This window comes from Shewanella sp. Sh95 (assembly GCF_001308045.1).
In the GTDB taxonomy this organism is placed as follows: Bacteria; Pseudomonadota; Gammaproteobacteria; order Enterobacterales; family Shewanellaceae; genus Shewanella; species Shewanella xiamenensis.
The window spans coordinates 66728-79594 of record NZ_LGYY01000276.1 but is presented as its reverse complement, the minus strand read 5'-3'; the positions used below and the strand labels follow the sequence as shown (position 1 = coordinate 79594).

The window sequence follows — 12867 nt, the reverse complement described above, 5'->3', positions numbered from 1 at the left end:
TAAAAAAATCGTTATGTTGAAGCTCTTGGACGCACACACGCGTTTTAACCTTAGGCCTAATTGGCTGTTTAGTACCCAAAATCACCTAAAAAAATCTTAAAAACTCTGCAAAAAACAACAGAATATTGGAGTTGAATTATATGAATGAGATTGTTAATGCGGTCAACAATATCGTCTGGAGTCCCGCGCTCGTTTATCTTTGCCTCGGTGTAGGACTCTTTTTCTCCCTGCGCTCACGCTTTTTACAGTTACGTCATTTACCCGAAATGATCCGTCTAATGTTTGATGGCAAAAGCACCGATGCTGGCGTGTCTTCCTTCCAAGCTTTAGCCATGACCTTAGCCGGTCGTGTTGGTACTGGTAATATCGCTGGTGTTGCCACGGCGATTACCTTTGGTGGCCCTGGCGCTCTTTTTTGGATGTGGATGGTAGCGTTTCTGGGCGCAAGCTCAGCATTTGTTGAATCCACCTTAGGCCAAGTCTACAAAGAAAAAATCAACGGTGAGTACCGCGGCGGCCCCGCCTTTTATATTGAAAAAGGCTTAGGCATGAAGTGGTACGCTTGGACATTTGCCATTGCGACCATTTTTGCCTGCGGGATTTTACTGCCAGGGGTACAAGCCAACTCCATTGGTTCAAGCTTAAAAACCGCCTTCAATATTGACCCTAATGTCACAGCAGCCATTCTTGCGATGCTATTAGGTTTTATTATTTTTGGAGGGGTGAAACGGATTGCGCAGTTCGCCAGTACTGTAGTGCCTTTTATGGCGCTCGGCTATATCATTGTCGCCTGCGTGATTATCGCCCTTAACATTGGCCAGCTGCCCGATATTATTCTGTTGATCCTAAAAAGCGCCTTCGGACTCGATGCAGGCTTTGGTGCGATTTTAGGTCTTGCGATTATGTGGGGGGTAAAACGCGGTATTTACTCCAACGAAGCGGGTCAAGGTACTGGGCCGCACGCTTCTTCTGCCGCCGCAGTGAGTCATCCAGCCAAACAGGGGTTAGTGCAAGCCTTCTCAGTGTATGTTGATACCCTGTTCGTCTGCTCAGCCACTGGCTTTATGCTGCTGATCACGGGCCTGTATAACGTGCAGGGCCCTGATGGCGCAGCACTTTATACTGGGATTGCGGGGATTGCGGCGGGCCCTGGTTATGTACAAACCGCAATGGAAAGCATGATGCCAGGCTTTGGTAATATGTTCGTCGCCGTTGCGCTATTCTTCTTCGCCTTCACCACCATTGTGGCCTACTACTATATTGCCGAAACAAACATCGCTTATATCAATCGCAAAGTGAATCGTCCTTGGCTTACAGTGGTACTGAAAGTGGTGCTAATGGCCTCCACAGTCTATGGTACAGTGAAAACCGCAGACTTGGCTTGGGGGATGGGTGATATTGGTGTAGGAATTATGGCGTGGTTAAACATTATTGCCATTATTCTCCTGCAAAAAATTGCCTTCACTTGTCTTAAAGATTATGAATCTCAGCAAAAACAAGGTATTGAGCCACAGTTTGATCCTGAAAAACTCGGTATTCACCATGCGGACTATTGGGTTGAGCGTAAAAATGCGCAGGATGAGCTAACACACAGCCAATCCAACGAGAATCCAAAAATCTCCTAAGGATTAAAATTCCAAACAAAAAGCCAGTGACTTATCACTGGCTTTTTATTGTGCATTTTAAAGTGTGCCGACGCTTAACGCTAAGCACACTCTTTCATCTTAAGCGTTTCGTCTTATGGATGGCAGACGTTGTGTAACTCAAGGTTAGTGCCAATATCCTTATTGCGGTCAGCTTTGGCATCATCGTTACGAAGCTGCGTTAAATGATCGAGATAGGACTGATCAACGTCGTTAGTGATGTAGTGACCATCAAATACTGACGTTTCGAAACGTTTGATCTCTGGGTTTTCCATTCTCACCGCTTCGACCAGATCCGGCAGATTTTGGAAGATAATGCCATCTGCGCCGATAAGCTTAGCAATTTCATCGGCATCACGACCGTGTGCGATAAGCTCATTCGAGGTTGGCATGTCGATACCGTACACGTTTGGGAAACGAATTTCCGGTGCAGCCGAAGCAAAGTACACTTTCTTCGCCCCTGCTTCACGGGCCATCTCAATGATTTGCTCTGAAGTAGTACCACGTACAATGGAATCATCGACTAACAGGACATTCTTACCTTTAAACTCAGTGTTGATGGCATTGAGTTTACGGCGTACCGATTTTTTACGCTCTTGTTGGCCAGGCATAATAAAGGTACGGCCGATATAACGGTTTTTCACAAAACCTTGGCGGTAAGGTAAGTCCATGCAACGGGCGATTTCTAATGCGATATCGCATGAGGTTTCCGGAATTGGGATCACCACGTCGATATCATGGTCGTACCATTCTTTTTTGATCTTTTCACCGAGCTTAGCCCCCATGTTCACGCGGCTGGCGTAAACCGAGACATTATCGATAGTCGAATCTGGACGCGCAAAATACACAAATTCGAAGATACAGGGCGAGTAGCTTGGCTCTTTTGCACATTGGCGAGTGTAAAGATTACCGTCGAGGGAAATATAAATCGCTTCACCCGGCGCGACATCACGCATCACTTCAAAGCCGACAGCATCGAGTGCCACACTCTCAGAGGCAACCATATATTCAGTGCCAGTTGGGGTTTCGTGCTTACCCAGCACTAAGGGGCGAATGCCGAAAGGATCGCGAAACGCCACTAAACCTTGGCCAACAATCAACGCCACAACGGCATAAGCGCCACGGGCTTGTTCATGCACTTTAGCGATAGTGTCAAACACTTCATCAGCCGTCAGTGCTAAGCTCGTGGTTTTTTGTAGCTCATCGGCGAGCAGGTTTAACAACACTTCGGAGTCGGATGTGGTATTCACATGGCGACGCTTTTTAATCAGGCCTTCGGCTAATTCAAGCGTGTTGGTTAAGTTACCGTTATGGGCTAATGAAATCCCAAATGGCGAGTTAACATAGAAAGGTTGCGCCTCTGACGCGCTGGAACTGCCAGCAGTAGGATAACGCACATGACCAATGCCCGCATTGCCCTGTAAGCGCTGCATGTGTTTGACTTCAAATACGTCTTTGACCAGACCATTGGCTTTACGTAGTCTGAAAGCACCACGATCAACGGTGACAATACCTGCCGCATCCTGACCTCTGTGTTGAAGCACAGTCAGTGCATCATAAATGGTCTGATTAACCGATGATTGGCCAACTATTCCGACGATACCACACATGGGTAAGCTTCCTCATTGTAAGATGTTCTATGCCCTTTCATGTGAAATATAAGTAAAACACGAAGTAACTGCCCAGCCATTTGAGCAGCGACCTTCGCCTCGATTTGAGTCTGCACCAATAGCGCGACAGAGTTCAAAGCAGACTTATTTTTCATCACTTAGGATAAATTTATTGTCTTTTTTATAGTTTGGGTACAAAGCTGGAGGTGTTTTCCAAATAGTTAAAGAACCACTGGATTACAACGCCAAATTCGGGCACTAATACAGAATCCTTCCACCATTGGGCGTTAGGTGAGCCTGTAAAAGCATCCATAAAAAACAGCAGCGCGCTGACAATCAACGCGCCCCTAATAGCACCGAAACACAGACCTAAAAGTCTGTCAGTGCCAGATAATCCGGTTTTAACCACTAATTGCCCAATGATGTAATTGATAAGGGCACCGAGTATTAATGTGGTGATAAAAAGAATGGCAATAGAAACGCCATTGCGCAGCATCTCATCGTTCATTTGTGTCAGATGGATGGCGAGGTCTTGGTAAAATTGACTGGCAACAAAGAAAGCAGCAAACCATACCACTAACGACATGGCTTCTTTGGCAAATCCACGGATCAGACTAATAAGAGTCGATAACCCGATAACGAAGATGATAGCGTAATCAATCCAAACCATTGAGATGGCTTTCCAGCATAGGCTTTAAGACGGCGCGATTCTACCAGAGACTGAAACGATTCTCACCCCTAGAGAGGTAAATAAATTATTTCAGCCTCGGCAGTTCTGCATTAAGATTCCAACGGATTAAAAGGCACAATCCGACCTTTTAAACGTGTCAGACTTTCAACTTCTTCTTGTATTTTCTTCAACTTAACTTCTGACACATCTGGCCCCACAAACACTTTAGTCAACACGCCATCCTTTGGTGTGTCTGGAATTGTGTACGCCTTGTAACCACTTTTACGCAACTGCGCCACTAGCGCTTTCACATTGGCGGCATTGCTAAATGCGCCCAGTTGCAGAGTAAGTCCGGGCTTTAATGAATCACGACTCACCACTTTTATGCCATCGTCTTTGGCAGGTTTTGCAGATTCAGTTTTCGCCGTTTCGGCCTTAGGCTTTTCAGCTTTTGCAACCGTGGTTGGTTTAACCTCTGGCTTTTTAGGTTCGGTTTTAGCTATCGCAGGCTTAGGTGCATCTTTTTTAGATTCAGACTTTGCCGTTTCAGTTTTTGCCGTTTCCTTCAACTCAGCCTTGGCATCAGTTTGTACGGCCTGTGGCTTAAGTTGCTCCTTAGCCGCAGCTTGCACGGGTTCAGATGCAGATTCAGGTTTAGACTCTGGCTTAGCATCCGCGCCCACTGCCTGTGCTAATGTCGCCTCATCATTGGGAGAAGGCTCTTCTGGCATAACATCTTTGCCATCCACTTCTTGCGCAGATAGCACTTCAAACGTGTCATCGGCATTTTTATGCGCTATCGCGGTAGGACGTAAGGGAATTTCGGCAAATTGCTCCTCTTGCCGCTCCTTCTTACCGTCTAAAATATCCGGCAAAAAAATCACCCCGAGGGCGACCAGCACCACAGTGCCGACTAATCGATTATGAAACTGGCTAGACAAAACGGTTATCCTGCTTAAAGAGAGACTTAAAACCTGCCACAGTGTAAAAGGAGCCAAACACAATTACCACATCATCGGGTTGAATTTGCGCTTTTAATGCCGTCCAAGCCGTGGCGATATCCTCGAATTCGAGGGCCTTAGTGTCTTGCGCTAAGGTTTGACGTAGCAAGCTGGCATTAGCGCCACGCTCGCCCTGTAAACTCACTAAGTACCAAGTGTCAATTAAGGGCGAAACCACAGGTAATACGCCGCCAATATCCTTATCCTTTAGCATACCGCACAGGGCAAACACTCGCTTACCCGCGACGATGGGCGTGAGTTGCTTGACTAAAAACCTTGCCGCATGGGGATTATGAGCCACATCGAGTAAAATCAGTGGCTGTTCGCTGACTTGCTCCAAACGTCCAGTTAAACGGGCGCTGCTGATGCCTTTGGCAATAATATCGGCAGCAATATGTGGCCAACCCTGTTCGACAATGGCAATCACTATCGCAGCATTGGGTAATGGCAATGTGGGGAGACTAAGCTGTGTTAATTTAAGTACTTGCCCTTGATAGTCCCAAGTGTTGCCATTTTGCTGATAGGTAAATTCTGTCCCGACTCGATACAACTTGGCGCCTAGGTGTTGGGCGACATCATTGACGGTATGGGGCAAGTTTGGCTCGCCGACAATGGCAGGTTTTCCTTGGCGAAAAATCCCCGCCTTTTCGCGGCCAACCAGCTCACGGGTATTACCCAAATACGCCTCATGGTCTAAATCAACCGAGGTCACAACGCTGATATCAGCATCAATCATGTTAGTGGCATCTAAACGGCCGCCAAGACCGACTTCTAAGATCACCACATCCAGCTTGGCCGCTTTAAATAGGATTAAGCCCGCCAAGGTGGCATATTCGAAAAAGGTCAGCGAAATCTCGCCACGTGCCGCTTCAATCTGTTCAAAAGCAGCGACAAAGGCATCATCGCTAGCGTCCTGACCGTTGATGCGCACCCTTTCATTGTATTTGAGCATATGGGGCGAGCTGTAGACGCCCACCGTCAACCCTGATAAACGCAGGATGTTCTCTAGCATGGCGCAGGTCGTGCCTTTACCATTGGTGCCAGCAACAGTGACAATTTGACTTGGCCCTAAATCCAATACATTAAGGCGCTCGGCAACCTTAGAAACCCGAGTTAATCCCATGTCGATTTCGGTTGGGTGAATCGATAATAAATACGCGAGCCATTGATCCAGTGGCGCGTTTGCTCCTGGCGCAACTAAGGCTGTCAATTCACTTGGGGCTATTGTCATCGGTTATTTCCTTCCTTCGAAACGCATTTAAGCTCTGCCACTATAAAAGCCATTAATCCAACATAAACAATGGCCCAAGCGCTAACTTTGGCAATTGATATTGCTCCGGATATGTCACATCCACAAGATAAAGTCCGTTCGGTTTAGCCGTTGCCGCGGCTTGATTTCTATCTTTTAGTGACAACAGATCCGCCATCCAAGTCAATGGCTGGTTGCCAAGCCCAATCTCCAGCAGCGAACCGACAATATTACGCACCATATGGTGCAAAAAGGCGTTGGCAGATATATCGACGATCACATACATGCCCTGACGCGTCACTTTAACACTGTGCACATTGCGAAACGGGGTTTTAGATTGACATTGAATAGCACGAAAACTGGTAAAATCCTGCTCGCCGAGCAGCGCCTGCGCCGCAATATGCATTTTATCAACGTCGATATCACCATGATAATGGCTGACGCCGTGGCGTAGGATCCCTGGGCGAAGATTATGATTGTAAATCACATAGCGGTAACGTCTAGCCGTGGCCGAAAAGCGGGCATGGAAGCTCTCATCTACCTCTTTTACCCAGCGTACGGCAATATTATCGGGTAAATTGGCATTTACACCTAAGGTCCAGGCACCTTCGTTACGTACGGCGTTGGTATCAAAATGCACGACCTGCCCCGTTGCATGAACACCAGCATCGGTTCTTCCTGCACAAAACAAGCTAATGGGCTCGTTTGCCACCTTAGACAAGGCTTGTTCTAATTGCCCTTGTACTGAATCGACTTCGGCCTGACGCTGCCAACCAAAATAGCCACTGCCGTCATATTCAATACCTAATGCAATCCGCATCACACATCCTCACAATTAATTTAGCGGCGCATTTTATCACAGCAGCCCGTAAAAAAAACGGCGCTGTGAGCGCCGTTGATCGTTAACATTAAAGCTTAATGCCAGTTCAAACTTAGCCGATCTCTTTAAGTAAACGAGCCGCTTCGTCCTGTTGACGCTCATTACCATCAATTTGAACTTCACGGAGTAGCGCTTTGGCGCTGTCACTGTCATCGATTTCGATATAGGCACGGGCCAAATCGAGCTTAGCGTTAACAGAGTTCTCTTCATCGTCTACATCAATCATGGCTGCATCACCAATCAGGGCACCCACATCACTCATCTCCACATCCATTTCAGGATAGAGATCTGTCTCTGTGTTGTCCTGCTCGGCGTCGTTAAGCAGTTTTTCAATATCGATATAGCCATGTTCGTTTTGGAAACTAGTCAAATCATGCTCAGGTACAAACTTCTTCGACTGACGTGACTCCTGCGCATCTAGCGCTGCTAATGCTTCATCGACCGTGAGAGTATGCTCATCATCGAGAGCAAAGCTATCTTCTGGTGTTAATACCTCATCATCTTCAACTTCGGTATTGGCACTAAAAGCAGCAAGCACATTGTCGTCACTTAAATCGATATCGTCATCAGTATCTAAGTCCGCCCTGAAAGCAAACTCAGGAGCGACATCCTCATCAACAATATCATCATCTTTGTCAGTGATAATCTCGAATGTAGGCTCAACCTTATCAATCGGTTCGTCTAAAACAAATTCCAGAGGTTGACGCGGGGAAACCGCCTTCGGATCGACAGCGATAGGATCCACGGGTGCAACAGGTTCGGATTTAGGATTGTCGGTTTGTGCGCTAGACGTAGGCGCAAAGTTAAGCTCAGTGTCCCAATCCAGTACATGTGGATCTTTACTCTTGTTAGCTTTTAAGTCGTTAAAGAAAGAAGCCTCTTTCTCTTTAACTTTTGCCGCTGCGGCAGCTGTCGCTGCCGTTAAAGCTGCTGTGGCGAGTACCGTATCATCCGCTTGATTATCAGCATCGAAACCGGTAAATGTTGGCTCAATTGCGATTTCGTTTGGATTATCATCTGGGCTCTTCGCAATCGTATCGCTAAGCTCAAAGGTATCATCCGTACCATCAATCGCATGGGCAGCACCGATGCCCTTGAGTAAGCCTTCATCCTCGAGCTTATTATCTGTTTCAGGGTAGGTGGTTTCGAGGTCGAAATTAAACTCATCCGCGTCGGCTTCAGCCTGCTCTGGCACATCAAATTCGGCGAGAAGAGATTCGAGATCATCATCTGCAGACGATAACTCTTCAGGTAATGCCGTTTCGAGCTCTGCTGCCAGCATATCGTGAGGGATGTCGGATTCATCGCTAGATGTTTGTTGTTCCGCCGAATCTTGGGCCTCAAAACCTGCGAGCAACTGGTCAAGATCATCATTGACTGGTGGGTCGGTGTTTAGTTCATCTTCCAATTCGGCAGCAATGGCTGCTGCAAGTGCAGGATCATGCGTGGTTGGTGCATCCAAACCTGCAAGCAGAGAATCAATATCGTCGGATTCAATGACACCGATATCATTAAGTTCAGTATCTAATTCTGCCGCGATTTCATCGCTTAAATCAGGCTCTGGCGCTGCTGGTTTATCAAAATCTGCCAGTAACGCATCAATATCGTCGGTTTGCGCGACCCCTAGCTCTGCTAACTCATTATCTAATTCAGCAGCAATTTCATCGCTAAGATCGGATGCTGTAGTGGTGTTTTCCTTACCATAATCCGCTAATAATGCATCGAGGTCGTCCTCAGCCACTGGCTCAGATACCGAATCGGTCATTTCAGATTGATTAAACCCGGCGAGCAAGGCATCAATATCATCTTCAGCCGTTTCAGTTAACGCTATATTTTCAAGTTCATTATCTAATTCCGCAGCAAGCGATACGGTTAAATCTTGATCGGTATCTAACTCTGCTGCATCAACCACCTCTTGGTCGGCTGGAATATCAAATCCCGCTAATTCATCAAGGTTCTCATTAGTAGATGGCGCATCAGGCTCTTCGGAGCCAAGCCCTGCCAATAATGCATCAAGATCCTCTTCTTCGAGAATATTACCTGATTTGGGTTTTTCTTCCGCAAAGGCTTCCTCTTGGTCGCCCATGGCCTCAGCCCAGAGATCATCTAAGGATTGGCCTTCGTCCTCTTCAAATTGTGGTTCTGCCGCAGTGTTAACACCTGGGTCAATAAACATTTCAGAAGCGATGTCCATCTGCTCATGGCCATCGGTCATTTCATGCTCGGGTTGTAAACTCACGCTACCGACATCTAATAAGCTATCGATGGAATCGGCATGGTCAGTGTCTAAATGCACAGCCATATCGTCAAGATCATCGTCATCCATCGCCAGCACTGATGCTCCCGTTGCCACACCAGCAGCACCTGTCGCCATGGCTACCTGCTGGGCTGCTAACTCACGGCGTTCTTTATTACGCTTGCGACGAAGCATCCAGAACACAAGCAGCAGTAGTAACAATGCAGGGACTACCGCTGCTGCAACCAATAACAGCGGATTATTTATCAAGTTTCGCCATAGATCTTCAGGCTCAGTAGGCGTTTGCGGCTGCGCATCGGCATCTGATGGGGCTTGAGCAGCTTCCACCTCGGCCTTCAGTGCAAGATTTTGCTTTTTACTCGCCTGTAAGGTTTCCTCTAATACCGCAATTTGTTGGTTTAAATCCTCAATTTTGGCTTTAAGGGCTTCAACATCGGCATTTCTTACCGCGAGCTGGTCTTGTGCTCTGGCTAACTCATCAGTTAAGGATAAATTTTTGCTCTCCGCGGCCTCAAGGCGAGTATTCACATCGGAACTCACCATTTTCGGCGCAGCGGGTGGCGTCGCAACGGCATCCGTTTTAGCAACTTCGGTCTTAGCCGCTTCGGGTTTAACATCGACTTTAGGTTGAGGCTCTACCTTAGGTTTATTTTCAACTACGGGAGTGACAACAGTCGGTTTAGATACTGGTTTAGTCGCCGCTTTGGCGGTATTACGGACTTGCTTATCGCTGCGTTCGGCGCGAGCAATCGCTACACTATTGGGAATGGATAACATCACTTCTTTCGAAGGGATCAGCAAAATCATGCCACGTTCTAGGCTGTTATAACTGTCGGAGTTAAACGCATGGGGGTTAGCATCAAATACTGCGGCCATCACTTGATAAACACTGACACTGGCATCAGGACGGACTTTTTGCGCAATGCTCCAGAAGGTGTCCTTAGAGGTCGTTGGCCCATATTGATGATTGACCTGACGGATCTGTCCGTCTGGACCCATGATTTTTAAAGGTTTTATTTTGGGAGTATCAGCAGCTATCGCAGGATCAATAAAAGAGGTCGTGGAAGAAACAGCTAAAACGGTGGCCATCAGGCCCACAAGATACGAAGTGCGAAATTTCATCAATCCTTCCCTTTGAAGCGCTATTTAAGTTATCTCGCTGATAACAGGCTTTAGGCAATTGTATTTATTGAGATTACTATAAACTAGAAATCCCAGCCCTGCTACTGTTCACAATTGTAAAACAAAAAAAGCCTGCTGGCAGCAGGCTTTTTCATTGGGCATCAATTGCTACTTAAGACTTAGTAATAATCTCTCACTAAAATCTCGGCAATTTGCACACTGTTTAAGGCTGCGCCTTTACGAATATTGTCCGACACTACCCAAAGGTTAATACCGTGAGAATGGGAGATATCCTTACGCACACGGCCCACATAAACAGGATCGGTACCCGCTGCATGGGTCACAGCCGTTGGATATTCGTCATCGGATTCGAACAATACCACTCCTTCGGCATTACGCAGTAAAGCTTTAATATCTTCTGCATCGGCGACTTGACGCGTTTCGATATGTACGGCTTCTGAGTGACCATAGAATACCGGCACGCGCACAGCAGTCGCGTTAACGAGAATGTCATCGTCGCCAAAAATCTTCTGGGTTTCCCAGACCATTTTCATTTCTTCTTTGGTGTAGCCGTTGTCCATAAATTTATCAATTTGCGGCAATACGTTAAACGCGATTTGCTTTGGATAAACTTCAGCGTCAGCAGGCAGACCTTGCAGCAGCTTAGTGCATTGTTTTGCCAGTTCTTCAATCGCTTTTTTACCCGTACCAGAGACAGATTGATAAGTCGCCACGTTAATACGACTGATGCCATAAGTGTCGTAAATCGGTTTTAGAGCCACCAGCATTTGGATGGTCGAGCAGTTCGGGTTGGCAATAATATTACGGTTGCGGAAATCAGCAATCGCATGGGGGTTAACTTCAGGCACAACCAATGGAATATCAATGTCATAACGGAAGTGAGAGGTGTTATCGATCACCACACAACCCGCTTCAGCTGCGATAGGCGCCCACTTGGCCGAGACATCACCACCGGCAGAGAAGAAGCCTAATTGCGCTTGGCTCCAATCGAAGGTTTCGACGTCCAAAATGGTAACTTGTTTGCCATGGAAGCTGACCGTTTCACCGGCGCTACGGCTACTGGCTAAAGGATATAAGTTCGCAACCGGGAAGTTACGCTCTTCGAGGATCTCAATCATTGTTTGACCCACTGCACCCGATGCACCTAAAACGACAACATTAAATTCCTGCGACATAATTACCGACCGACTCCTGAAAAACCTAAATTGGACAACCAATCTACCTCAGATTGGCCGTGATAAGCCAGCGCCAATGCACTAAATTCGCGTCTATGTTTGTGATTTTTTCTCATAGTGTCGAAGCCATTCGACCTTGCAAAGCCATTTCGGAATACGGCATCGTCATCACGCAGGTCGTAGACGAATCTTGCGAGCTGTAATAGGGCTTTTTCATCGGGGACTTGTTCGAGTTCAACCGCCTTAAAATGAAATGGAGGCAATAGCTCGGATAAGCGTTTAGTGGCCGGAATGGCTAACAACTCACACAATTTTTGGTACAGCATAAAAGTGCCACGAGCCTTACCTTCTAAGCTGTAACCGGCGATATGTGGGGTGGCAAACTCAGCAAAAGGCACCAACTCCGGCATGGGATTTGGCTCCCCTTCCCATACATCGAGCACCAATTTAAGATCATCCCTTTGCTGCTTAACCTTAATTAAGGCTTGATTATCAATTACATCACCGCGGCAACAGTTCACCAACCACGTATTAGGTTTAAGACTCATTAGGCGCGATTCATCGAATAAATGCAGTGTCTTATGCTCGCCAGTGCGAGTGATGGGCACATGTAGGCTGATGATATCCGCTTCAAGTAATAGGGTATCAAGGCTCACAAAATGACGGGGATCGCCCTCGGCCGCTTTGATGGGGTCATTGAGTAATACCTTAATGCCGTAGGCTTCGAGGCATTTGGCCGTCGCGCTACCAGTATTGCCCGCGCCGACAATCCCCACGACTTTGCCCTTGAGCGGCGAGTTAAACCGCGCCGCCAGTTCTAACATCGCAATAAAGGCAAACTCCCCGACTGCGGTCGCATTACAGCCGGGCGCATTCGAAAAGGGAATGCCACGCCCAGCAAGGTAGGCCAGATCCACATGATCAGTCCCTATAGTTGCGCTGCCGACAAACTTAAGTTTTGGATTGGCATCTAACAGTGCGGCATTGACTCGGGTGACAGAGCGCACCAGCAGCACATCGGCATCTTGCACCTGCTCAGGCGTTAGCGTGCGGCCATTGACTGGAATTATCTCGCCTAACGCCCCAAATAAGGGTTCGACATAGGGCATATTTTCATCGACAACAATCTTCATGGGGACCTTTCTGATAAAAATGGGCTAGAGAGTGAGTAGCCAAGGATTCTAGCAAGACTCTGATCATAAACCCAATCCCTGAGTCGCATTGCTCAATTTTAGCTAA

General features: G+C 47.2%; 9 protein-coding genes. 1 reads left to right on the top strand and 8 read right to left on the bottom strand.

Going from position 1 to position 12867, the window contains the following annotated elements; genetic code table 11:
• Nucleotides 1-140: 140 nt before the first annotated feature.
• Nucleotides 141-1625, top strand: coding sequence for an alanine/glycine:cation symporter family protein (locus tag AEA42_RS21065; RefSeq protein ID WP_055648758.1), 1485 nt, complete (start codon nt 141-143; stop codon nt 1623-1625).
• 113 nt (nt 1626-1738) lie between these two features.
• Here the strand turns inward: AEA42_RS21065 and purF are convergent, their stop codons facing one another.
• From purF to AEA42_RS21025, 8 genes are all read right to left on the bottom strand, one after another.
• Nucleotides 1739-3253: an amidophosphoribosyltransferase gene (gene purF / locus AEA42_RS21060; protein WP_037420099.1), complete on the bottom strand. Its 1515-nt coding sequence runs from the start codon at nt 3251-3253 to the stop codon at nt 1739-1741.
• Nucleotides 3254-3434: 181 nt separating this feature from the next.
• Nucleotides 3435-3923 carry a CvpA family protein gene (locus AEA42_RS21055; protein WP_011072963.1) on the bottom strand — a complete coding sequence of 163 codons (489 nt, stop codon included), beginning with the start codon at nt 3921-3923 and terminating at the stop codon, nt 3435-3437.
• Between the two features lie 110 nt (nt 3924-4033).
• Entirely contained in the window at nt 4034-4864 is an 831-nt protein-coding gene (locus AEA42_RS21050; protein WP_037430088.1) for an SPOR domain-containing protein, read from the bottom strand.
• Nucleotides 4857-6155, bottom strand: coding sequence for a bifunctional tetrahydrofolate synthase/dihydrofolate synthase (gene folC / locus AEA42_RS21045; protein ID WP_055648757.1), 1299 nt, complete (start codon nt 6153-6155; stop codon nt 4857-4859). Before folC ends, AEA42_RS21050 begins: the two co-directional genes overlap by 8 nt.
• 52 nt (nt 6156-6207) lie before the next feature.
• Nucleotides 6208-6993: a tRNA pseudouridine(38-40) synthase TruA gene (truA, locus tag AEA42_RS21040; protein WP_037420111.1), complete on the bottom strand. Its 786-nt coding sequence runs from the start codon at nt 6991-6993 to the stop codon at nt 6208-6210.
• 112 nt (nt 6994-7105) lie between these two features.
• Entirely contained in the window at nt 7106-10432 is a 3327-nt protein-coding gene (locus tag AEA42_RS21035; protein ID WP_055648756.1) for a FimV/HubP family polar landmark protein, read from the bottom strand.
• A 179-nt stretch (nt 10433-10611) separates the two neighbouring features.
• Nucleotides 10612-11628, bottom strand: coding sequence for an aspartate-semialdehyde dehydrogenase (locus AEA42_RS21030; RefSeq protein WP_055648755.1), 1017 nt, complete (start codon nt 11626-11628; stop codon nt 10612-10614).
• A 2-nt stretch (nt 11629-11630) separates the two neighbouring features.
• On the bottom strand, nt 11631-12761 hold the full coding sequence (locus AEA42_RS21025; RefSeq protein WP_037430081.1) for a 4-phosphoerythronate dehydrogenase: 1131 nt from the start codon (nt 12759-12761) through the stop codon (nt 11631-11633).
• Between the last annotated feature and the right edge of the window lie 106 nt (nt 12762-12867).